At 42.8% G+C, this 22338-nt stretch carries 22 protein-coding genes and 1 riboswitch; of the genes, 12 read left to right on the forward strand and 10 right to left on the reverse strand.

Features of this window, described 5'->3' with window-relative positions:
• Window positions 1-321 precede the first annotated feature (321 nt).
• A complete protein-coding gene (locus QZV86_RS04640) occupies window positions 322-2448 on the reverse strand; it encodes a hypothetical protein (RefSeq protein WP_295624519.1) in 2127 nt (708 codons plus the stop codon).
• Window positions 2449-3504: 1056 nt separating this feature from the next.
• The gene (rlmKL, locus tag QZV86_RS04645) at window positions 3505-5703 is read right to left on the reverse strand and encodes a bifunctional 23S rRNA (guanine(2069)-N(7))-methyltransferase RlmK/23S rRNA (guanine(2445)-N(2))-methyltransferase RlmL (RefSeq protein WP_295624521.1); all 2199 of its coding nucleotides are present in this window, start codon (window positions 5701-5703) and stop codon (window positions 3505-3507) included.
• Window positions 5704-5897: 194 nt separating this feature from the next.
• Here rlmKL and QZV86_RS04650 point away from each other — a divergent pair, with 194 nt between their 5' ends.
• Together QZV86_RS04650 and QZV86_RS04655 are read left to right on the forward strand one after the other, a co-directional pair.
• Complete coding sequence (locus QZV86_RS04650) at window positions 5898-6290, forward strand: hypothetical protein (RefSeq protein WP_295624523.1); 393 nt, start codon at window positions 5898-5900, stop codon at window positions 6288-6290.
• Between the two features lie 74 nt (window positions 6291-6364).
• Entirely contained in the window at window positions 6365-7246 is an 882-nt protein-coding gene (locus QZV86_RS04655) for an alpha/beta hydrolase (protein WP_295624526.1), read from the forward strand.
• 614 nt (window positions 7247-7860) lie between these two features.
• Here the strand turns inward: QZV86_RS04655 and QZV86_RS04660 are convergent.
• From QZV86_RS04660 to QZV86_RS04675, 4 genes are all read right to left on the reverse strand, one after another.
• The gene (locus QZV86_RS04660; RefSeq protein WP_295624528.1) at window positions 7861-7989 is read right to left on the reverse strand and encodes a hypothetical protein; all 129 of its coding nucleotides are present in this window, start codon (window positions 7987-7989) and stop codon (window positions 7861-7863) included.
• Window positions 7986-8504: a zinc-binding dehydrogenase gene (locus QZV86_RS04665; RefSeq protein ID WP_295624529.1), complete on the reverse strand. Its 519-nt coding sequence runs from the start codon at window positions 8502-8504 to the stop codon at window positions 7986-7988. Before QZV86_RS04665 ends, QZV86_RS04660 begins: the two co-directional genes overlap by 4 nt.
• A 30-nt stretch (window positions 8505-8534) precedes the next feature.
• A complete protein-coding gene (locus QZV86_RS04670; protein ID WP_295624531.1) occupies window positions 8535-8885 on the reverse strand; it encodes an alcohol dehydrogenase catalytic domain-containing protein in 351 nt (116 codons plus the stop codon).
• 80 nt (window positions 8886-8965) lie between these two features.
• Window positions 8966-9202 carry a DUF465 domain-containing protein gene (locus tag QZV86_RS04675; RefSeq protein WP_295624533.1) on the reverse strand — a complete coding sequence of 79 codons (237 nt, stop codon included), beginning with the start codon at window positions 9200-9202 and terminating at the stop codon, window positions 8966-8968.
• Window positions 9203-9554: 352 nt separating this feature from the next.
• Between QZV86_RS04675 and ccmA the strand changes: the two genes are divergently transcribed.
• From ccmA to QZV86_RS04725, 10 genes are all read left to right on the forward strand, one after another.
• A complete protein-coding gene (ccmA, locus tag QZV86_RS04680) occupies window positions 9555-10169 on the forward strand; it encodes a cytochrome c biogenesis heme-transporting ATPase CcmA (protein ID WP_295624536.1) in 615 nt (204 codons plus the stop codon).
• A 1-nt stretch (window position 10170) separates the two neighbouring features.
• The gene (gene ccmB / locus QZV86_RS04685; protein WP_292920703.1) at window positions 10171-10830 is read left to right on the forward strand and encodes a heme exporter protein CcmB; all 660 of its coding nucleotides are present in this window, start codon (window positions 10171-10173) and stop codon (window positions 10828-10830) included.
• A 163-nt stretch (window positions 10831-10993) separates the two neighbouring features.
• Window positions 10994-11737, forward strand: a complete 744-nt coding sequence (locus QZV86_RS04690) for a heme ABC transporter permease (protein WP_295624539.1) — start codon at window positions 10994-10996, stop codon at window positions 11735-11737.
• Between the two features lie 32 nt (window positions 11738-11769).
• Window positions 11770-11934 carry a heme exporter protein CcmD gene (gene ccmD, locus QZV86_RS04695; protein ID WP_293007266.1) on the forward strand — a complete coding sequence of 55 codons (165 nt, stop codon included), beginning with the start codon at window positions 11770-11772 and terminating at the stop codon, window positions 11932-11934.
• Window positions 11918-12367, forward strand: coding sequence for a cytochrome c maturation protein CcmE (gene ccmE / locus QZV86_RS04700; RefSeq protein WP_295624596.1), 450 nt, complete (start codon window positions 11918-11920; stop codon window positions 12365-12367). Before ccmD ends, ccmE begins: the two co-directional genes overlap by 17 nt.
• 96 nt (window positions 12368-12463) lie before the next feature.
• Entirely contained in the window at window positions 12464-14518 is a 2055-nt protein-coding gene (locus QZV86_RS04705; RefSeq protein ID WP_295624540.1) for a heme lyase CcmF/NrfE family subunit, read from the forward strand.
• On the forward strand, window positions 14515-15045 hold the full coding sequence (locus QZV86_RS04710; protein WP_295624541.1) for a DsbE family thiol:disulfide interchange protein: 531 nt from the start codon (window positions 14515-14517) through the stop codon (window positions 15043-15045). Before QZV86_RS04705 ends, QZV86_RS04710 begins: the two co-directional genes overlap by 4 nt.
• Before the next feature lie 34 nt (window positions 15046-15079).
• On the forward strand, window positions 15080-15580 hold the full coding sequence (locus tag QZV86_RS04715) for a cytochrome c-type biogenesis protein (RefSeq protein WP_295624543.1): 501 nt from the start codon (window positions 15080-15082) through the stop codon (window positions 15578-15580).
• Complete coding sequence (ccmI, locus tag QZV86_RS04720) at window positions 15577-16902, forward strand: c-type cytochrome biogenesis protein CcmI (protein WP_295624545.1); 1326 nt, start codon at window positions 15577-15579, stop codon at window positions 16900-16902. Before QZV86_RS04715 ends, ccmI begins: the two co-directional genes overlap by 4 nt.
• Before the next feature lie 2 nt (window positions 16903-16904).
• Window positions 16905-17375, forward strand: coding sequence for a peroxiredoxin (locus tag QZV86_RS04725; protein WP_295624547.1), 471 nt, complete (start codon window positions 16905-16907; stop codon window positions 17373-17375).
• Between the two features lie 51 nt (window positions 17376-17426).
• On the opposite strand, the gene cobO is transcribed toward QZV86_RS04725, so the two are convergent.
• The 4 genes from cobO to QZV86_RS04745 form a co-directional block, all read right to left on the reverse strand.
• Window positions 17427-18032 (reverse strand): cob(I)yrinic acid a,c-diamide adenosyltransferase, encoded by a 606-nt coding sequence (cobO, locus tag QZV86_RS04730; RefSeq protein ID WP_295624550.1) that lies wholly within the window; start codon window positions 18030-18032, stop codon window positions 17427-17429.
• Between the two features lie 4 nt (window positions 18033-18036).
• Window positions 18037-18615 carry a hypothetical protein gene (locus tag QZV86_RS04735; RefSeq protein ID WP_295624552.1) on the reverse strand — a complete coding sequence of 193 codons (579 nt, stop codon included), beginning with the start codon at window positions 18613-18615 and terminating at the stop codon, window positions 18037-18039.
• Window positions 18616-18629: 14 nt separating this feature from the next.
• Window positions 18630-20483 carry a TonB-dependent vitamin B12 receptor gene (gene btuB / locus QZV86_RS04740; RefSeq protein WP_295624554.1) on the reverse strand — a complete coding sequence of 618 codons (1854 nt, stop codon included), beginning with the start codon at window positions 20481-20483 and terminating at the stop codon, window positions 18630-18632.
• Between the two features lie 136 nt (window positions 20484-20619).
• Window positions 20620-20839, reverse strand: a riboswitch (cobalamin riboswitch).
• Between the two features lie 68 nt (window positions 20840-20907).
• A complete protein-coding gene (locus tag QZV86_RS04745; RefSeq protein WP_295624556.1) occupies window positions 20908-22320 on the reverse strand; it encodes a PQQ-dependent sugar dehydrogenase in 1413 nt (470 codons plus the stop codon).
• Between the last annotated feature and the right edge of the window lie 18 nt (window positions 22321-22338).

Below are 22338 nucleotides of genomic sequence, written 5' to 3' on the forward strand. Positions count from 1 at the left end.
AGCGCATTCATGCATAATATCAAATGATTATGCATATTTCAGGACCGACTATTTAGCAGTGCATATCTGATTGCTGAATTTCTGAGTAAGCTCTACATATCGCCTGATCATTATGTCGATAAAAATCAGATGTGGTAGTTCCGTGTTCTAGTCTGGCATCACTTTGTTAAATCAGGTGATTGTCAGCTCAGGCTACTGCTACAACAAATCGGGTTATATTCCCCGCCGCTTGCGGCGGGGTTCTATATTAATGAAGAATAAATACCTTCGGTGTTGCTGGCGGTAATTTACCTGTTAGATATTTTCTCTAGAGTCACCACGTTACCATTCAACTTTACCTGCATGTGCCCAAGTCAAACCACCATCGGTTGAAATGTAAACGTTTGCTCGTGTGGTACCTATAATAGTGGCATCAATTGCAAAGTTAGGAGATAAGCGGAATTCTGTAAATTGAATATTTTGTTGCAGTAGGCTAGCACCGATATTTTCCGAGGATATTATATGCCCTTTATTATTCAGAGTAATCCGATAGAAACCTTTCCCATGAACGATGGCAAAGAGAAGGCTATCATTAGAAAAATTAGGAGAAAATTCAACTTGCTGGATGGCGGTTCCCGGCCCTATATGGTTTTGAGTCATTGTAACCCAGTTAATGCCTCCATTTTTTGAACGATATAAACCATTACTTGTACCGGCGAAGATTAATTTATCCGTGGCGAATTGCGGCGAGACTGCAATTGACAAATGTTGTTGTCCCGGTAGGCCGCGCAATGTGATTAAATCAAATTTCAGCAATTGCAACCAACTGTCACCACCGTTAGTTGTACGCCAAATCTTTCCGGAGCGAGTTGCAGCGAAAGCAGTCCGATCATTTGCATAGTTAGGGGAAATAGCCAAGCCTACAATATGCGATGTGGTGGGGACGCCTCGCAGCCAACGCCAACTGGTTCCGCCATCAAGTGTTTGCAGAACTCCGTGTGACCTTGTGCCAACATAAATTTCTCGGTCGCTTTCATACGTGGGTGACAAAACAAAGGAATTGATATATACAGAAAATGGTGAGATTTCAGGGATTTTCGGAATAGGCTTTGTAGTCCAATTTTGTCCGAAATCGCTGGAAAATCCAATATGCGTAGTATTTCGTGAGGCAACAGCCGTAGGCGGGCCTGACTGATTTTTAGCAAAATCGACATCGAAAGCACTCATTGGAAGATCTAAACTACTTGGGACTGGCCAACCGGTTCTATCGTTAGTCCATGTTGTACCACCATCGGAAGATCGGTATAAGCCTCCACCGAAGTATGATGTTGCAATCATGCTTTGGTCGTTGATGAAATTTGGTGACAAAGCCAAGCCTGTGAGTAGATTTTTGCGAGTTTGTTTTTGGATCCAGGTGATGCCGCCATCTTTCGAGATGAAAAGCCCGTCATACGCAGAGAGGAATACCGTTTGGTCTGTCAAGAATGTGTTAGATACTTGTAATTCACTGAATTCTTTTAATGGATTTGTTTGTCCGGTGACTGCCGCCCCAGACGCATGAAGCACCCAACTGTCGCCGCCATTCGTTGATTTATATACGGATTTAGTTAAACTGGTGCAGAAAACTGTGCGATCAATTAAATAATTCGGTGAGAGTGATACATTATTGATGGGTTCCAAAGGTAAATTGGCTGGTTTGTTGTTAAATGTTATACCCGTGTCATTGCTATAAAAGATTCCATTGCTAGTGGCTAGAAATATCTCTTTAGGATTTCCTCCCGAGATTGCTATATCGTAAACGGTTGAACCGCTAACATTTCCGATACTGCTCCAAGTGATACCCCCATCGATGGATTTTAGCAAACCTCCGCTCTTATTTACTGAAATAGCTGTCAGGTCAGTCGTGAAGCTGGGTGATACTGCAACCAATCGTATGCCCGCAGATACATTTTGTATTCTAGTCCAAGCTGCATCTGTTTTGGAGCGCCGGTAAAGTTGACCGTTCAATGTACTCAAAAAAAGCACATAATTATTATTTCCCAACTTTGCAATAGTTAATTGATTGACTCTCAGATTGAAAAGGCCAGTATTAAAAATCTCCCAAGTATCTCCCTGATCTACTGAGCGATAGATGCCATCTCCCTTAGTCGTGGCAAAAACCGTGTGATCACTGCTATAGTTTGGTGAAACACGAATACCAATCTCTGAGTAAACATTGTCCAACCCATTTGGGAGTCTGCTCCAAGTCGTGCCGCCATCGGTGGATCGCAGAATGTTTGTATATTGATCTGAGGTCAGTTCTCCATCGGTGGCCAGGAAGACCGTATTATCATTGGCAAAATTAGGGGAAATGCCTAACCCATATACCATATCGTGTGGATTATGAGCGTGAAGGTTATTGCTGATGACGCAAAGTAATATGAAAAAGGTGAAAAATGTTACTTCACGCTGAAAAAAACTAATTTTCATTCTCTAGTACCTCTAGTTAAAAATAATAAATAGCAATATGCGTTATTTCTGGATAATTGCATTTGCTTGATGATGATCGATAACGCTTAAGATCTTTAGCTAACTTTAAATTATTAATGCGCTTTTTGTTGTTAAATTTGAGCGACTATCTAAAATGCGAGATCTTATTATTTACTAAGGGTTAGTGTGAATGCTGTCTTATTGATTGATTATTTGACAACTCCAAAAGATTCTTAGCTTCCTGCTGGAATATTATTAAATTGTATATTATAAAATGTTGGAATCCTAATCGCTGCTAGTAGTATTCATTGTAAACATTCAGTATTCATAACTGTGACTATATAAATTGTATGTTCGCTTAACACTGCTAACATTACGAAAATCATAACCTTGTGGTCTTGAATTTAGTCAGTAGTGTCTCAGGATTCTAGAGTTAATGTATAACAACTCTCGGGACGATCAATACCCGATGATAGTTTTTTTATAATCTATTTTTACTCGTATCATATCTGGCGAGCAAGTATGCACGTAAGAAAATTATGTTTGCCCGATTAATTGTGGATGCGGCCATCTATAAGATTAATAAATTGATTAGGATTTCTGTGTCCCGAACTTTATCCATAACAAATCGCATCGTTTGATGGTCCATATATAATAATATTGCTTTTCAATTTGTTATTTTTAATTTTTCATTCGTTTCTGCGCTTTGAAGGTTGAATAATATTCTTATAGTTCTCAGGCGATAAGTGACAGGCTGCCTTAATTTTGTAGTTGTACCGTACTGAATATGTCCTGGTATATGTAGGAGTATTCTTTACTTAAGATATCGTTTCTATGTTTTATGGCAGCAGAAATACCGGAAGCCAATGGAATATTTATGAGTTTCGCACTGGCGTATGGCGTGAACTAAAAAAGATAAAGAGATGCGCTATTGCAAAGCGACAAGGTCATGCCTGAAGTAGCAGTTACCTAGAGATTTCCCGATCAGCTCTAGGCTTTCATGCTGTAGTATTTTTCTGAAAAAAACTAAACTGGTTTTACATGCATGTTGAATGTTTAGCGAGAAATTCTCCAGCAATAATGTATCTTGGCATCGCGCGCAAAATCCTCGGGGATCATCGCTGCGCTGATATCCTCAATGATCAAATCGCTTAATATCTCCTTGTCGAATTTAAAACGACGGAAGTTGGTCGAGAAATACAATGTTCCGCCTGGTGCTAGTAAGGCTATGGAATCGCGAATCAGCGGTATGTGGTTTTTTTGGATGTCGAAGATTTCATCCATTTTCTTGGAATTGGAAAAAGTGGGAGGATCAAGAAAGATAAGGTCAAATTGTTGTTTGTGCTTTGCTTGAGCCTGTTGTGCCAACCAGTCCGTGCAATTAGCCCGAATCAGTTGGTGTTTGTCGTCGCTGATGCCATTGAGGTGAAAATTTCGCTTGGCCCAATCCAGATAGGTGTTAGACATATCCACCGTGATGCTCGATTCCGCACCGCCGATCGCTGCATGCACTGTGGCGCTGCCAGTGTATGCGAATAAGTTTAAGAAATGTTTATCCTTGGCTTGTTGCTGAATCAGCAAACGCATTGGACGGTGATCGAGAAACAGTCCGGTATCTAGATAATCCTCAAAATTCACCCAGAATTTGCAACCGCCTTCTTGCACGACATGAAAGCGACGGGAATCGCCCTGCTTTTCATATTGATCGGTGTTTTTCTGTTTTCGACGTATTTTTAAAAATACTTGCTCGGGAGGAATTTTCAGTGCCTTGGGTATTTCTGCCATTATTCCGGCCAGTCGCTGATTAGCCTTGATGGGGTCAATCGATTTGGGAGACTCATATTCCTGGACGTTGACCCAGGTTAGTTCGCCCTGATAAACATCCACAGCCACCGCGTATTCTGGTAGATCGGCATCGTACAGTCGGTAGCAGTGTACTTGATTCTGCTTGATCCATTTGGTCAGTTTTTTTAGATTCTTGCGCAGGCGGTTTGCGAACATTTCTGCCCGACTGTCGGGTTGCCCGGCTTGGGCACGGCGGTTGATAAATTCAATGCGTTCCTGCTGAGATTTGGTTTTAGGTTCAAAAAAAGATTTTTCCTCAATGGTGAATCGCAACAATTTGCACTCCAGCGCACCATTGAATAGCGTTATCGGTTTGTGCGAGCGTATTCCCAATCTGAAACCAAGCTCCGGATCGCCGATAATGATTGCTGCTTGCCAGCCGGTAAAACGTTGCTTCAATACCTCTCCAAACTCGCGGTATAACATTCCGATTTGTTCTTCATCGCCGAGTCGTTCGCCATATGGCGGATTGCAGGCAATCAATCCTTTTGGCCAACTTATCGCCGCAGATGCATCCGCGATATCACGCTTTTCGATGTGAATCTTGCCTGACAATCCTGCGTTCTCAATATGCTGCAATGCGGCATTGACGCTATCGCGATCCTGATCAAAACCAACGATTATCGGTAATTTGACTAATCCTATTTCACGGCGTTGCTTGGCGTTATCCAGAATGTTTTGCCACAGCGCAGCATCGTGTTGCTTCCAGCCTAGAAAGCCGTAATAATCACGTTGTAAGCCCGGTGCGATATCACCTGCGATCAGTGCGCCTTCTATCAATAGCGTACCAGAACCGCACATTGGATCGAGTAGTGAATGACCTTGCCGGGCGATTTCCGGCCAACCTGCTCGTAGCAAAATCGCCGCTGCAAGATTTTCCTTGAGTGGCGCTGCAATATTGATGTCACGATATCCACGTTTATGAGAGCTTTCGCCGGATAAATCCAAACTCAATTGTGCAATTTCGTTATGCAGATAGACATTGACGCGAATGCTGGGATATTCGGTATCGACATTAGGTCGACCACCAAACTTGGCACGCATTTGATCGACGATAGCATCTTTTACTCTAAGCGCACCAAAGTGCGTGTTATCGATTGCCGGATTATTTTTGCTGCTGAATGATACCGCTAAGCTGTCATCAGTACTCAAATGCTCGGACCAGTCGATGCGTTGGACACCATCATAAAGATCTTGCTGGGATTTAACCTCGAAACTGCTGAGCAATAATAAAACGCGGTTGGCAGTACGCAACCATAAGCAGGCTTGGTAAGCCAGAGTCAAATCACCCTGAAAAGACACACCAGCCAATTTCTGGTGTATATCTTGCCCACCGAGGGCGCTGATTTCGTTAGCGAGAATGCCTTCCATCGCTTTTGGCGTGGTGGCGAAGAGTTGGTATTGCGTCATAATTTGTAACTGATTATGGAGTAACCGCGTAGGATACTCGAATGTTCGGTCGTCGCGCAGTTTTTTGCTTAATCTCTGGCCTGTATTTGAAAGAAATTGAATTTCTTTTTAAACATCGTCGTGATAATCTTTATGTATAGTTGCTTTTAGATCCACTGAAACTTCCTGAGCCTCTTGGTTGAAAAGGAGCAATGATGGATAGACTGGGACTTCCAATTGTTTTGCTGGCAGCTTTATGGGGAGCTGTAAACACGACACTGAGTTTTTTTCAAACCATTAATGCGCGGCGTGATTTGATATTTGAGCTGATTGATGAGTGCGGATACTGTGCCGAGAAAACATTGGGGCCGATAGAAATCTATTTTACCAATCTTCTGCCCCTTACCATTGGAAATATCATCTTTCTTGGCTTGATTAGTTATGTAATCTTATCAATTCCGCGTCACATGAAGATTGAAAATATTGCGGAAGCTGAGCATTTAAAAATAGCCTGCCGGGTTATTGCGGTACTTCCTATTTTTGGAGCAATTTCTTTTGCTGTTGGCGGAATATTTGATATGGTCATTCTTATTCGGTCTTTTAATTAATGAGGAACTTTCCAATCAGAGTTTTCGTTTTTGCCTTTTTGTCTGCGATTCTCAGTCTTGGTGGCTGTGCAGTCATGGACAAAGATATTCCGGGTTGGCCACAATATCGTAATTCAGGGACGATTAGTAAATTGCAACTAGCGTCTAAAAGCTACGGCAACGGCGATCCGGTGCTTCTGATTCACGGTTTCGGCGCCAGTAGTTACAGCTGGCGACATATTATTGAGCCTTTGGCGCAGAAATACCGTGTAATCACTATTGATCTGAAAGGTTTTGGCGAATCACCTAAACCTCGTGATGACGCTTACTCTGTGTATGAACAGGCAAGATTGGTAAGGAACTTTATTCTCGAGAACGACCTGAAGAATCTTCATATTATCGGTCATTCTTATGGTGGCGGGGTAGCGCTGGCTACGTCGATATTTTTGTTCTCATCGTATCCGAATCTACAACGTAGTCTGGTGTTGATAGACAGCATTGCCTACCCACAAGAATTACCAGAGTTCGTAAAAATATTGGCTACTCCGGTATTGGGGCCACTAGTGATTTACGCTATTCCAAATTCTATCCAGGTGAAAAGCCTGCTGAAGAAAGTGTATTTTAACGATGCTATGATTCCGCAAAGTGCCGTCGATCACTATGCCAAGAATCTTAGCAAGCCCAATGCAAAGTACGCAACGCTCACCAGCGTGCGGCAGATGCTGCCAGCAGATTTACAACTATTCTCAGAAAACTATGCCAGTTTGACCCTCCCTACGTTAATTATATGGAGCAGTGATGACGAAATTGTGCCACTGGCAATAGGTGAGCGTCTTCATGAGAATTTGCCCAACTCAAAACTGGTTGTCCTTAGCGATGTCGGCCATGCTGTTCAAGAAGAAGAGCCATCACTGGTATTACCTTATTTACAGGAATTTTTGGATACAGAAGCGCATCATGCGTTGCCTGAATTGTAATTGTAGTCGAGTAGAAAGATTTAACTATTATTGTTTATCATAAAGTTAAAGCCACCGGTTTTAGGCGGTGGTTGTTTTGTCAGTTTTTACTAGGGATATGCGCTTTAGCATATGCAAATTTCTCTTGACATTCTAAATCGTCCACAATTCTGGCAAGATACAGTGACTACTAGAAATAACTTAATACCAAGCTGAGGAATATCTCGTAACCATATGATAAATTTTCCATAATAATATTGTGAACTTATTAATCAATCCAAGAAAAATCCTTAGAAATATTCGGGTTAGCCCGCCAAACAAAGAGTTGTTCACAAAGTTATCCACAGAAATTGTGGGTAATAGAAGAAACTTTATAACAAATAAGGCAATAACTCGAGAAAAAGGAATTGCAAATTATACTGAGATTTTTGCACCAACAAAGACCCACTGAGAAGGGCAAAGATCTCCGGTGGTGGGCGGAATTTCAAAACCAGGGCAGCTATGGTGGACTGGATATTCTCTGTGAGAATTACTGTCGTTCTTTGCGCATTCCATTGCTCCACTTTTGCGTAATTTTACGTTTAATTGCTTGTCCATATTTTTAGAGAAGGTTCGTTTATTCTATGAGTTAACTGTCAGTATGAGTTTTCCAACTTGCGATTCCCCATGGTCTTGCCACGGGGTTGTTTATTGAATTGGTTTTGTTCAAGAAAGCGTTGTGCTGCAGCAGCATCTGCCAGCGCAAAAGTACGCGCAATTTTCACCTGTATTTATGGGTATTAAACAATGTCGCGCATTGTTGCAGTATTTCGCCTTGATGACGCTTCGCGTCTTCCAGTTCGAACAAAGCTGGTGTCAACATTAATTCAAGACTGAAGCGAATATTTCGCACACGCGCCTCTCTCCAGTCAGTATCCGGTGCGGATTGCAGAATGGTTACGATGTCACCGTAGGGCTTGAAGCAACGAAAACAGCTTTGTAGCATTTTCGACCCTGCGGTATCAAGCACAATATCCATGCCATTATCGTTTGTCCAGCGCAATACCTCTGCGACTACGTCCTGCGTGCAGTAATTGATGGTTAGGTCTGCATCTAGGCGTTTTGCAAAATTTACCTTTTCTTCAGTGCTTACTGTGGTGATGACGCGGGCTCCAGCCAGTTTGGCTAATTGAATAGTGGCATGACCAACGCCACCAGCACCGGCATGGATCAGTACAGTTTGATTTTGGGTGATGTGAGCACGGTCATGTAATGCTTCCCACGCGGTGATAAAAATCAACGGTGCGGCAGCAGCCTGCTCGAAGGTAAGTTAGCGTGGTTTTAATGCAAGTAAATTAGCGTCGACATGTACGTATTCGGCATAAGTGCCTTGGCGATTGTTAAAGCCGGGTTGTGAAAAATAAACTTCATCGCCAGGTCTGAATTTATTCACTCGCATTCCTACGGCTTCTACAATACCGGCTCCGTCGCATCCCGATATCACTGGAAAAGTGATCGGAAATCGTTCAGGGGCTGCGCGAATTTTGCAGTCGATCGGGTTGATGCCGATTGCTTTTATGCGAACTAGAACTTGATTTTCATCGCAATGACTTGATAGTGCAATATCTCCAAAACATAAAGTATCCGCTGAACCACCTGCGTCAAAATAAACTGCTTTCATCTTTTTCTCCGATAGTGTGGTTGGTTGCTAGGGACTTATACAAAACCATAGTTCTTAATAGTTAACGCCATGCATCAACATTAATTATTGGTAATCATGCCGTAGAGTTTATCTTTATGTAATAGGCGCTTCTTTTTCAATTCTTCCAGATATTCGTCAGCAGTGTTTTCGACACCTTCTTCGATTCTGAGAATCTCGCGATTGATATCATGGTATTCGTCAAATAGTCGGGCGAAGTGATTATCATGGGTTTTTAATTCATGAATGCGATCGTAATATTCAGGGAATTCATGATGTAAATCATGTTTTTCTATCATGGTTGGCTCCTTATTAGCTATATGAACGTAAAATTATAAATTTTAGACTACAAAGATTATGAATATTTAGTGAGTTTTTCTACATGCAGTGCATTAGAATCTTTTTTTTGAATTATTTTTTAACACGTGATTTAAAGTTTACTGATATGCAGTTAGATTTTGCAAGCTATCTTTTAATTTCCTAAAAGTTGAGACAGAATTTACAGGAAAATTGCATAAATAGTGAGCACCTTAGATATAAACAGATCTGCTAGAACCAAGCATGTTCGAAGTTACATAGATTCTTTTGAGTAAGCGGACTCAGCTTCGATGCGCTATAATTTTGCGTTTATGTTTCCGAAAGGTTCAAACAATGTTGCAGGGGATTAATCTTGCCTGTGTTCGCGGTGATCGAGAACTCTTCAAAGATATCAATTTTTCTCTCGAAGCCGGCTGTTTGCTGCAAGTTCGTGGCCCTAATGGCAGTGGAAAGACCAGCTTATTACGTATGTTATGTGGTTTGTCAAATCCTGCTGCTGGTGAAATTCTCTGGCGTGGTACTTCTATCCGATCGCTAAACGGAGATTATTTTTCCGCAGTCACCTATATTGGTCATTTGAGTGGCACCAAAGATGATTTAACGGTTATTGAGAATTTGCGTATTTCAAGTGCGTTGGCAGGTTCTGAAATTAGTATTAGTCAGGCCAGTGATGCGCTGAAGCATATGGGGCTGAGGGGAAGGGAAGCTTTACCCGTTAAGGTTTTATCGCAAGGACAGCGTCGTCGCGTTGCTTTAGCACGATTACTGGTCTGTACTACCACATTATGGATCCTCGATGAGCCATTAGTTGCGCTAGATGTCATGGCTGTTAAATTGATTCAAAAGTTACTGGAGCAGCATTTGCAAAGAGGTGGCGTGATTGTGATGACAACACATCAGGAAATTGAGGTGACAGCAACATCAATAATGCAGTTGCATTTGGCTTAATATGTTTATGTGGATAATTAAGCGCGATTTATTGTTGGCAATGAGGCGTCAATCAGATGTGTTGACTACGTTATTTTTTTTCATCATTGTAGTGAGCCTGTTTCCTCTAAGTGTTGGGCCCGAAATGAATATGTTGCGCACGATGGCGCCCGGTGTAGTTTGGGTCGCAGCTTTATTGGCTTCGATGTTATCGCTGGGAAGAATGTTTTCAAATGATTATGTTGATGGCACATTGGAACAGATGTTGTTATCACCTCAATCATTATCGCTGTTAGTGCTTGGTAAGGCGTTTGCACATTGGTTGGTAACTGGAGTGCCACTGGTTTTAATGGCACCAGTATTGGGTATTCAGTATGATTTACCAACCGATGCATTACTTGTTTTAACAGCGGCTTTATTATTAGGGACGCCGGTTTTAAGCTTGATTGGAGCAATCGGTGCGGCATTGACCTTAGGATTACGAGGAGGAGGGGTGCTCGTTTCGCTATTAGTGTTGCCGCTTTATATTCCTGTACTGATTTTTGGTGCTGGCGCGGTTGAGGCCAATATGGCAGGGGTCGCGTTTGATGCGCATTTATCATTGATTGGCGCATTTCTATTAGTATCGATTGTATTTGCGCCTTGGGCTGCTGCTTCGTCCTTGCGAGTTTCTTTAGAATAGCTGAGATATTGTTTTTGAGCTTGTTTCAATATCGCGAGATCAAATGAGGGTAATTTATTACACCTTTTATATAATTTCTGATTTTTTGGTATAAAATTACTGGCTGTACAAATTGGGGATAGTTTAGGGATGAAAATTAACATGAAAAATTTTAATATTAAATATGGCGATTAATTGGTTCAAGTACTCTTCTCCTGCTAGCTTTTACTTATTGGCCGGAAAAATGGTTCCGGTATTTGTTTTTATTTCGGTAATATTGTTGGTAGTAGGGCTTTATGTCGGTTTTTTTGTTGCGCCAACCGATTTTCAGCAAGGTGAAGCTTATCGAATTATTTTCATACACGTACCTGCGGCATGGATGTCAATGTTTTTATATGTCGTGATGGCATTTTGGGCGGGTATAGGATTGGCTTTTAATACAAGATTGTCCTCTATGTTTGCAACTGCAATTGCGCCAACAGGAGCCATGTTTACTTTTATTGCGCTATGGACTGGTGCGGTATGGGGCAAGCCTATGTGGGGAACGTGGTGGGTATGGGATGCGCGATTGACTTCTGAGTTAATCTTGTTTTTTCTTTATATTGGCTTTATGTCCTTACAAGCAGCAATTGACGATCCACGACGTGCTGATAAAGCGGGCGCAATCATTGCTTTGGTCGGTGTTATCAATATACCGATTATTTATTTTTCAGTGCAGTGGTGGAATACCTTGCATCAAGGTGCATCGGTAAGCCTTAATCAAGCACCTGCGATGGCGACGACCATGTTGACCGGTATGCTAATTATGGTGTTAGCTAGCTGGATGTACTCCATCGCAGTAATATTAAAGCGTACACGCGTCATCATCCTTGAGCGAGAAAGCCATACCGCCTGGGTAGCGGAACTGCATAAGAAAGGAGCCATATAGTGATTTGGTCAAGTTGGTCAGAGTTTTTCTCAATGGGAGGATATGGACTCTATGTTTGGGGATCATATGTTGTGACTTTCATATGTATAGCAGGTGAAATCCTGTTAATTTCGAATCGTCGACGAACTTTAGAAAAACAATATAGTCACATCGAAGACTTAGATAATAATGAGACAAAAAATGAAACCACGTCATAAGAAGCTTATAGTCATAGCCTCTGGAGTTACTGCATTAGGAGTTGCAGCAATTTTGGTATTGAATGCTTTTCAAAGTAATTTAGTGTTTTTCTTCAGTCCATCTCAAGTTATTGCGAATGAGGCGCCAATTGGTAAAAGTTTTCGCATTGGTGGATTGGTCGCAGAAGGCAGTGTTAAACGTGATGATGGGTCGACTACAGTGCATTTTGCTGTGACAGATACAGCAGAAACAATACCTGTTGTATACACTGGTATTTTGCCTGACTTATTTCGAGAAGGTAAGGGCGTTGTCGCACAAGGAAAAATATCCGATGCAGGTATTTTTTTGGCTGATGAAGTCCTTGCCAAGCACGATGAAAACTATATGCCACCTGAAGCTGCCGAAGCCCTAGAGAGGGCTGCTAAAGCACAAAAAGCATCTCTGGTGCAATAAAGTTTTCCCAGAAAAGTTAATCTTCTCTGGGAAGTTCAATTTTTAATCCTGAATAATTTTTAATTTTTAATTTTTAATTTTTAAATAAATAAAATCATGATTCCAGAAATTGGTAATTTTTCTTTAATACTTGCTCTCCTCTTAGCCACTTTACAAGGAACGTTGCCTATTATTGGTGCGGCGCGTGGCATTCCTTCTTGGATAGCATTGGCAAAACCAGTCGTTCAGGGGCAATTTGTATTTGTACTGATTGCATTCTTTTGTTTGGCATATTCCTTTATCAGTAGTGATTTTTCTGTTCTGAACGTAGCTAATAATTCGAATACCGAATTGCCATTTCATTTTCGATTGGCAGCAACGTGGGGGTCTCACGAAGGTTCTTTATTGTTATGGGTTTTGATGCTCGCCAGTTGGTCTGTTGCGGTCAGTGTTTTTAGCAAACAGTTACCAGATGATGTTGTCGCAAGAGTCATTGGGGTTTTAGGTCTTGTTAGTATTGGTTTCTTGGTATTCATGTTATTTACCTCAAATCCTTTTGATCGTCTATTACCCGCTGCGACGGAAGGAAGCGATTTAAATCCTCTGTTGCAAGATTTTGGTATGGTAGTGCACCCACCTATGCTCTATATGGGGTATGTGGGGTTTTCTGTTGCTTTTGCTTTTGCTATCGCTGCATTATTGAGTGGAAAGCTGGATGCAACTTGGGCGCGCTGGTCACGACCGTGGACGATTATTGCTTGGGTATTTCTAACGATTGGGATTATGCTCGGTAGCTGGTGGGCATACTATGAATTAGGTTGGGGTGGTTGGTGGTTTTGGGATCCAGTAGAGAACGCATCGTTTCTACCGTGGTTAGTCGGTACGGCTTTAGTTCATTCACTGGCGGTTACTGAAAAGCGGGGTAGTTTCAAAAGTTGGACAGTTTTATTGGCAATTAGTACATTTGCGCTGAGTTTGCTGGGAACATTTTTGGTGCGATCAGGAGTTCTAACTTCGGTTCATGCATTTGCAACCGACCCTGCGCGTGGTGTATTTATTCTCGCTTTTCTTGTGATTGTGATTAGTTGTGCTTTGTTATTGTTTGCATGGCGTGCGCCAAAGGTAGGCTTAGGAGGTAAATTTGATATACTCTCACGCGAATCAATGTTGTTGGCCAATAATATATTGTTGCTGGTTGCAGCGGCAAGCGTGTTGCTGGGAACACTTTACCCATTGATTATCGATGCTCTTGGTTTTGGTAAGCTATCGGTAGGCCCTCCATTCTTTGAAGCGGTTTTTGTGCCTATCATGACGCCAGCGATTTTCTTGATTGGTGTTGGGCCTATTTCACGTTGGAAGCAAATGAGTTTGCCTGCGTTAGCTATTCGGTTACGCTGGGCATTTGGGATTAGTGTGGTTTCTGCTCTGATTACGCCATTCTTTATGGGCGAATGGAAACCAATGGTGAGTTTTGGCTTATTGTTAGCATTCTGGATTATTGTTTGCGCATTTGTTAATGTAAAACATCGTCTGAATAACTCTGGTGAGGGCAGTTTATTGACTAAGCTATCTAAGCAATCAAGAAGTTATTACGGAATGCATTGCGCACATATTGGAGTGGCGATATTTATTATTGGCGTAACGTTAGTAAACAGCTATGAAACTGAAAAAGATGTGCGTATGGAAATTGGTAGTAAAGTGACCGTTGGTGGTTATGTTTTTCAGTTTAATGGCACCAGTGATGTTGTCGGTCCAAACTATAAGGCAGTCAGAGGTGAAATCTCTGTTCTCAAAGATGACCAATTTGTTCGCAAATTATATCCAGAAAAGCGTACCTATAATGCCTCTGGTATGGCAATGACTGAGGCGGCGATCGATACAGGTTTTTTTCGTGATCTTTATATTGCTTTAGGTGAGCCTTTATCAAATGGCGCCTGGGTGGTTCGTGCTTATCATAAGCCGTTTGTCGATTGGATATGGTTTGGGTGTATATTGATGGCAATGGGTGGTATTACTTCAATCACCGATCGCCGTTATCGTTTGAAGATTACTAAAAAGGAATCTACAGCTGCGAGCGTTGTTGAGTCAGAAAAGCAAGCGGAAGGTACTCCTGCAGCAGTTGCATCTGCAACAACTAAAGTTGAGTTGGCTACGGAGACAACTAAAGTATGATGCGGTATTTGATGCCCTTAGCTATTTTCATAGTGTTAGCAGTTTTTTTGCTAGTTGGTTTGACATTAAATCCTCGGCAAGTGCCTTCGCCGCTGATAGATAAACCGGCACCAAAATTTCAGCTTAACCAACTGCATGAGTCCGATAAAATAATGTCTTCAGAGGATAATCTCGGCAAGGTCTGGATGCTTAATGTGTGGGCGTCTTGGTGTGTTGCGTGTCGAGACGAACATCCTTTGTTGGTGCAATTGGCTAATTCGGGAATTATTCCAATTTACGGTCTTAATTATAAAGATGAACGTAATACAGCATTGCAATGGTTAAAACGCTACGGCGACCCTTATGCTATAAGTATTGTAGATACTGATGGAAAGGTTGGAATTAATTATGGCGTTTATGGCGTTCCGGAAACTTATGTAATCGATAAGCAAGGAATTATCAGGCACAAGCAAATTGGGCCGGTGACAGTAGATTCACTAGAAAAAACAATTCTTCCTCTAATTAAAGAATTACAAAATCAGGCATAAGAGCTTGTAAGTTAAATGTAAGGGTCCATTCTTCATGATGCGTCAATTCAGTGATGTAGTAAAAGTTACTATTTTTATTTTTGTACTGTTCTCAGTTTTTCCACTTAGCACATGGGCAAAAGAAGCTATACCTGTCGCTGAAGATCCAGATATTGAAAAAAGAATGCTGGCGTTGACCGTAGACTTACGCTGCTTGGTTTGTCAGAACGAGTCCATTGCAGACTCCAGAGCGGAATTTTCTAATGATATTCGTCGTGAAATTCGTGAGCAAATAAAGGACAACAAAACGGATAAAGAAATTGTGCAGTTTCTAGTTGATCGATATGGGGATTTCGTTCTTTATAATCCTCCCATGAAGCCGACGACAATCCTGTTATGGTTTGGTCCGGCTATTTTGTTTGCGATCGGATTAGGTTCGTTGATTGTTTATTTGAAGCGTCGACGTTTACAAATAGAAGATGTATCGCTTTCGCAAGAGCAGCTTAAAGAAGCGGAAGCGTTACTGAATGAGGATAAAAAAGGTAAGAACGTATGACGGCTTTTTGGATTATTTCTGGAATTTTCATTGTAACAGCGCTATTATTTATTATTCCAACGCTATTACGGAATAAAGACACGCAGCTTAAAAACTTAGAGCATGATGCGGTTAACATTACGGTTTATCGTGATCAGCTCGTTGAGCTCGATAAAGACTTGGAAAACGATATCTTAAGTCAAGAACAATATGACAAGAGCAAGCAGGAACTGCAGCAACGTATGTTGCAGGATGTAACTGAACATGAAGAAGTAGTTATTCAGAAAAATAAAAAAATTTATAATATTGCGCTTTCGACGGTGATTGCGTTGATGCTACCATTAGGCGCAGTTTTTTTGTATTTAAACATCGGTGATACGCGCGGATTATTGCCGCAGGAACAGCTTGCCAGTGCAACACAAATGAATCGTGGCAGCGGTGGCGAAGATCTTGCAGGTCATGATTTCTCGGCTGCGCTGGAAACCCTAATTGCTCGGCTGAGTAATAATCCAGAGGATATCGAAGGTTGGGTGATGTTGGGCCGTACCTACACAGCAATGGAACGCTATACGGAAGCGAGTAATACGTACGCAAAACTGGCGGAATTGGTGCCTAGTAATCCACAAATTTTGAGTGACTATGCACGTGTGTTGGGACTTAAAAATCAAGGAACTCTGGCTGGAAAACCGACCGAATTGCTTTATGAGGCACTTAGGATTGATCCAGAATTCCCGCCAGCTTTAGCACTGGCAGGTCATGCGGAATTTGAGCAAGAAAAATACAATGAAGCCTCGGTACATTGGGAAAAATTGCTGGAGACTATACCTCCTGATTCTCCGCTGGCAAAATCTGTCAAGGATAGCATTGCTGAAGCCAAACTATTGTCTTCAGGCGGGAAAGAAGGTGCTTCGGAACAGTCAATTGCGGTGAATGAATCAGTGACGCAAACAGATATTCAGCCAGTTAATAATACCGTGGTTGGTACAACAGAAACAATTGCGCTTTCAGTTTCTGGACAGGTAAACATTAAACCTGAATTGGCTACGAAAGCGGCACCTAACGATACTCTATTTATTTATGCGCGAGCGAGTACCGGACCTAAGATGCCTTTGGCGATCCTGCGCTTGAAAGCAAGTGATCTTCCAGCAGTCTTTACATTGACAGACGATATGGCAATGATGCCTACAATGAAAATGTCCAGTTTTCCAGAAATTATTATTGAAGCAAGAATTTCTAAATCTGGACAAGCTGTTCCTTCGAGTGGCGATCTACAAGGGTTTAGCAAACCAATTAAGCTTGGCAGCAATGATGTTGAAATAGTAATTGATAAACAAGTACCATAAAAATGCCGGAAATTAATCTTGCAGTAGAGGATTTCATATTACCTTCGACTGGCGATAAAGAATTTTCGCTGGCCAATTGTACTGGTAAAAATGTAATTATCTATTTTTATCCAAAAGATGATACGCCGGGATGTACAATTGAGGGTCAAAATTTTCGCGATAATTGGCATCTGTTTACAGAGATGAATTGCATTATCGTTGGTGTATCTCGCGATAGTATCAAGTCGCATGAAGGCTTTAAAGCTAAAATGCAGTTTCCATTTGAATTACTAAGTGATGCAGACGAGAAAGTGTGTGATTTGTTTGGTGTAATGAAAATGAAGAATATGTATGGCAAACAAGTTCGCGGCATTGAGCGAAGTACTTTTGTAATTGATACACAGGGTATTTTGAGAAAAGAATGGCGCGGAGTTAAAGTACCTGGGCATATACAAGAAGTTTTGGATTTTGTTAATACATTTAGTCAGCAATAACTCATTCACTAGAGACTTCCTATAGAGTTAGTGGTGCGAGATAGCACGTTTTTATAGATCGATACCTTTCTGTGCCTGGATACCGGCACGAAAAGCATGTTTAACGTCGGCCATTTCAGTGACCGTATCCGCCATTTCACATAACGCGTCAGGCGCAGCCCGTCCGGTAATGACAACATGCTGCATGCTCGGGCGATTTCTCAGATCGTTTAGCACGGTGGCTATATCCAGCCAGCCAAATTTAAGCGGATAGGTGAATTCGTCAAGTACGATCAAATTTATTGACGAATCGCACAGCATTTTCTGCACGATTACCCAGCCGCGTTGCGCAGTTTCGGTGTCTCTCTCAAGGTTCTGCGTGTCCCAAGTGAAGCCCTCACCCAATACATGCCAGATGACATTATCTTGTTTGCTGAAGAATGCTTCTTCGCCTGTATCCGAACGGCCTTTGATAAATTGCGCAACGCCTACCCGCATACCATGTCCGAGTGCTCGTGCGAGCATGCCAAAGGCCGAACTGGATTTGCCTTTGCCGTTTCCTGTTAGAATCAGCAGTAAGCCTTGTTCACGATCCGCGCGTGCTATTGCCTCATCAATAACTTCTTTTTTACGTTGCATACGTGTACGATAACGCTTTGTGTGGTCGGACTCGACCATGTTGTCACCCTGTGGTGTTGTTTGAATTGAATTGCTGAGAGATCAACGTAAATAGCGTGTGAATTAAAACAGCGACACCCAGGTAGAACACGAATGTTTCGATATAGAGCGGTAAGTATTTGATTAGTTGGTCGCCGAATTCATTGAGATTTGTTTCTGTAATGTGGCCGGAAAAGAAATAAAAACCACCACTAGAGAATAGTCCGCATAAGATTAAACCGACGATGACACTGATAGAAAGTGGCATTAGAGTGCTTGATGCGAACTGATATCGTTGGGTATACCAGCGACCAGACAACCATAAGGAAGCGTACGCGGGTAACAGAAATACATAGGCCGGAGTCAAACAATAATCACTCACACCTCCCCAGTTAGTCGCAGCAAAGTCAAGCCACCAACTCAGCGCAAAGAGGCCTAATAATGGCCATGTGGAAGGCAGATACACGCCCGCAAGAAAGAAAATGACCCAGGAAGCATCCGCCAGATTATGTGTGGAGGCAAAATGATGGCTACGGGTAAGTATCATCAAAGATACCAGCAATAATCCAATTGCTATTTGACTGCGAGTAGATAAAGTCAACATAATTGACTCCTTAATTAAGGTTGATAACGTACCATGGCAAAGAAATTTCGCCCAGGCTGATTATAGAATGCTGCTGTTTCATAGCGCTCATTAAATAAGTTTTCAATACGCCCCTGCAAACGCCAATGTCTATTAAAGATATATTCAGCGCGAAGATCAAATTTAACATAACTGTCCAATTTGCGGGTATTGGCGAGATTATCGTAGCGCTGACCTTCGACCAATAGCATCGCACCCATTGTGTACTGACCGAACTGGCGATCTGCATCGACTCGAAATGATTGTTCGGCACGCCGTGGTAATATATTGCCGCGATTTAGCCCGGACGAACGATCTTCTGGATTTAGGAGTGTCAGGTTAGTATTGAATTGCCAGCCTTTGATCTGTGTGCTGAATATACCTTCAAATCCGCGGATACGCGCTTTGTCAACATTAACCGGTGCAAAAGTTTCGGCATCAAATGCGATCAGATGTTTAATATGGGTTTCAAACAGATTTAACGACCAATTGCCCCAATCCATTTTGCCACGAATGCCAAACTCATAGCTGCGCGAATCCTCCGGGCGCAGATTGGGATTGCTGGAAAAAGGATAATACAACTCGTTGAACGTTGGAGCTTTAAAGGCACTGCCGAAATTAAAGAGTAAGCGGGTATTTTCCGTAAGCGGGTAGCCCCAGCCAGCTCCGCCTGTCACTCGACTGCCAAATTGCTGATTATCATCATGTCGCAATGATAGCTGGAAATCATGTTTAGCAATAGTGGCCTGATGTTGTGCAAAAACACCCCAGTTGTTACGCGAATGTACGGTAAACGCTTCGGTGCTTTTGACATGGTCTTTCTGATAATCCATGCCGATAGTCAGCAAGTGATTGGGATTCACGGTGAAGTCATTTAGCACTGAAATGGTATCGCGTATTGTATTAAATCGGTTTTGAAATGTCGTGCCAAGCGTAGCAGTATTAAGAAAATTGTCTGAATCCTCCCTGCTACGGCCACCAATCAGATTAATGCGCCAGAAATCTAGCGGGGAGTATCGTGCTGTACCGCCCAGAACCTGCTGCATTAAAACGGCTTTGTTGGCGAAACTGCCATCAAATTGTGAATTTCCGGCAGATTGCATAAAACTACCATCGATTTCTAATCCATTCTGGAAGCGATATCCAGCGCGCGCAGAACCGGCGACATTGCGATAGCCATCCCGATCAGGTTGAGGTTCATTAATAAAACAGCCAGCACTGCTAGAACCGCTACAGGCATTAAATCCTTGGGTTCCAATACCGCTGGCAGTCATATTAAACCAGCCCTGTTTGCCGCCATACGACAAACCTGTAGAGCCTTCCAGTGTGCCGAAACTGCCGCCACCAAAACCAAAATTCTGCTTCAATCCGGAGCCATCACCTTTGCGTGTAAAGATATGAATGACGCCACCAATAGCCTCGGAACCATAAAGACTTGAGCGTGGACCGCGCACAATCTCTATCCGTTCAATCTGTTCAATTGGAATGTTTTCAAACGCGGTCGTGCCAGACGTGGCGGATCCAACCTTGATGTTGTCGATCATTACCAGAACTTGATCCGACTCGGTGCCACGCATTTGAATAAAGGTTGCTTTACCGGCTCCGCCCTGATTGACTACGTTAACACCTGGCACACCGCGAAATAAGTCTTGAATCGAGCGTGCCTGTTGACGCTCAATGTCTTTGCGGGTAATCACTGTTACCGAAGCCAGTGCAGCATCGGCAGTCTGCGCTGTGCGTGTTGCGGTAACAATAACCGGTTTTTCCTGATGATCCGCATTCGCTGCGAATATCGATGTTGTTATACCCAACCATAGCATGGCCAGTGCCGGAAGGTGGCATTTTTGCATGATCTGGTTCCTTCGCGCACACCCGCGCGTTGTCAAATTTAAAAATTAAGGCATGCAGAGAAGAATCGGAAAATGGACAAACAGAACAGCTTGTAGGAAAGCTAACCGAAATGCCACTGATTGCCCTCCGCAACACCGTAGTATGTTTACTTCAGGCCGGTCTCCGGACTTATGAGCGGAATAAATTCCAGATCTGCGCCTTCCCGTGTTGTCGTACAGTGGCATAAAGCAGATGGTTTACTCATTTACCGTTGCGGGGGCAGTGCTGGCATTGCTCAAATTTATTCAGAGCGCACCAGCTTCCCGTTTAACCTTCAAGAAAAGCACTTGCAGGCACCTAAAATGTGAGGACGGAACTTACCTGACCTGTAGCAGGTGTGTCAAGGAAAATGGTGGCTCATTCATGCATCGTAGCAACCTGTTTTCACTTAACTTGTTCAAATTGTTTGAGTTCGAATGTTAGGTTTGGCTGCCCAGGTACTTGCTGCAACTCAACGGAATAGGTAAATATCTGGCCGCTGGTATTGGCAACATTGATAAAGGAAAGATTGAGTTTGCCAGTGGAAGGATCAAAAGTGGCGCTGTCGTCACGAAAACGACTGGCTAATATCTCAGCGGCTATCAGCTCAAAGCGCATTGGATCGCTCACTGGAACATGTTGCAGGCGAGCGCGATAAATAGTGTTCTCGCCACCTGCCAAGGTGATTCTGACTGCAGGTATTTCGAGTAAGTTATCTTCAAAGCTGGCATTGGGAATCAGTTTGTACACCGTGCCCGTGCTTCCAAAAGGCGTGCCTGTGGTATTGCCTAGCACATAGAGTTCGCCATCGCCATCTTGTCCGAAACCAAGCACCCAGAAATCAGGCTGATCGCGATCGGTCAGGTCTAATTCCAGAATTTTACTGCCATCGGAATAAAAAATTCGCCCATCGCTATTGCCGGTTTTGGCGGTGTCGCCAAATACGTATTTTCCTTGCAGGGCAGGGATGGCATTGCCGCGATAGACAAATCCGCCGATGATGGCGATACCTTCGTCATGATCATATTGAATCACTGGGTGGATGAAATTTCCTACTACGGTGTCGTCGGTTACAAATCCTGCGTCATTGCCATTGGGTTCAAAGCGAAAACTGCCTTCTTTCAGTCCCCAACCGTAATTTCCTCCAGATTCAACCAGATTAACTTCTTCAATATCGTTCTGCCCGACATCGACAAGCACTAGTGTGCCTGTCAGCGAGTCAAAAGAAAATCGAAACGGGTTTCGAAATCCGTAGGCATAAGTTTCTGGCAGTATGGTGTCGGAATCTACAAAAGGGTTGTCAACTGGTATGCCATACTTTCCGTTGTCTGAATTATTTCCCAGTGGATCGATTCTGAGTAAACTGCCCAAGGGATTGACGGGATTCTGTCCATTGCCATTGGCACCATGGCCGACCATCGGGCCGCCAATAAAATCTGAATCACGATCATCGGCCCCGCCGCCGTCACCCAGCGCGATATACAACATGCCGTCCGGACCAAAATTCAGCGCGCCGCCATTGTGATTGAATTGAGGTTGATCAATGGTCAATAATATACGAGTCTCTTGTATTGCGGGATCCGGGTCAATATTGGAGAAGTTGAATTTCCATTCTCGGATGACCGAGCGATGGTTGGCGCTGGCACCAGTTGGTATGGCGGAAAAGTCACTGGTATCTTCGGCGGACTCTGAAGTATAAGTATACAAAATTTCATTCACGTCATACTGAGGATGAAAAGCAAAACCGAGAAAACCGCGTTCGTCAAATGAATCATTACCAGAAATTCCTAATGGAACTAGCAAGCTGGAGAAGTCCATAAAAAACTTATCGCCACT

This window comes from uncultured Nitrosomonas sp., assembly GCF_902826915.1.
Classification (GTDB): domain Bacteria; phylum Pseudomonadota; class Gammaproteobacteria; order Burkholderiales; family Nitrosomonadaceae; genus Nitrosomonas.

Coding starts and splice junctions, on each gene's coding strand:
- cobO (WP_295624550.1), bottom strand. CDS start 18,032: ATGGTCGAGTCCGACCACACAAAGCGTTATCGTACACGTATGCAACGT.
- QZV86_RS04745 (WP_295624556.1), bottom strand. CDS start 22,320: ATGGACTTCTCCAGCTTGCTAGTTCCATTAGGAATTTCTGGTAATGAT.
- QZV86_RS04715 (WP_295624543.1), top strand. CDS start 15,080: ATGATGCGTCAATTCAGTGATGTAGTAAAAGTTACTATTTTTATTTTT.
- QZV86_RS04705 (WP_295624540.1), top strand. CDS start 12,464: ATGATTCCAGAAATTGGTAATTTTTCTTTAATACTTGCTCTCCTCTTA.
- QZV86_RS04670 (WP_295624531.1), bottom strand. CDS start 8,885: ATGAAAGCAGTTTATTTTGACGCAGGTGGTTCAGCGGATACTTTATGT.
- QZV86_RS04640 (WP_295624519.1), bottom strand. CDS start 2,448: ATGAAAATTAGTTTTTTTCAGCGTGAAGTAACATTTTTCACCTTTTTC.
- QZV86_RS04690 (WP_295624539.1), top strand. CDS start 10,994: ATGGCGATTAATTGGTTCAAGTACTCTTCTCCTGCTAGCTTTTACTTA.
- QZV86_RS04655 (WP_295624526.1), top strand. CDS start 6,365: ATGGACAAAGATATTCCGGGTTGGCCACAATATCGTAATTCAGGGACG.
- QZV86_RS04675 (WP_295624533.1), bottom strand. CDS start 9,202: ATGATAGAAAAACATGATTTACATCATGAATTCCCTGAATATTACGAT.
- QZV86_RS04725 (WP_295624547.1), top strand. CDS start 16,905: ATGCCGGAAATTAATCTTGCAGTAGAGGATTTCATATTACCTTCGACT.
- QZV86_RS04650 (WP_295624523.1), top strand. CDS start 5,898: ATGGATAGACTGGGACTTCCAATTGTTTTGCTGGCAGCTTTATGGGGA.
- rlmKL (WP_295624521.1), bottom strand. CDS start 5,703: ATGACGCAATACCAACTCTTCGCCACCACGCCAAAAGCGATGGAAGGC.
- ccmB (WP_292920703.1), top strand. CDS start 10,171: ATGTTTATGTGGATAATTAAGCGCGATTTATTGTTGGCAATGAGGCGT.
- ccmI (WP_295624545.1), top strand. CDS start 15,577: ATGACGGCTTTTTGGATTATTTCTGGAATTTTCATTGTAACAGCGCTA.
- QZV86_RS04710 (WP_295624541.1), top strand. CDS start 14,515: ATGATGCGGTATTTGATGCCCTTAGCTATTTTCATAGTGTTAGCAGTT.
- ccmD (WP_293007266.1), top strand. CDS start 11,770: ATGGGAGGATATGGACTCTATGTTTGGGGATCATATGTTGTGACTTTC.
- QZV86_RS04735 (WP_295624552.1), bottom strand. CDS start 18,615: ATGTTGACTTTATCTACTCGCAGTCAAATAGCAATTGGATTATTGCTG.
- btuB (WP_295624554.1), bottom strand. CDS start 20,483: ATGCAAAAATGCCACCTTCCGGCACTGGCCATGCTATGGTTGGGTATA.
- ccmE (WP_295624596.1), top strand. CDS start 11,918: ATGAAACCACGTCATAAGAAGCTTATAGTCATAGCCTCTGGAGTTACT.
- ccmA (WP_295624536.1), top strand. CDS start 9,555: ATGTTGCAGGGGATTAATCTTGCCTGTGTTCGCGGTGATCGAGAACTC.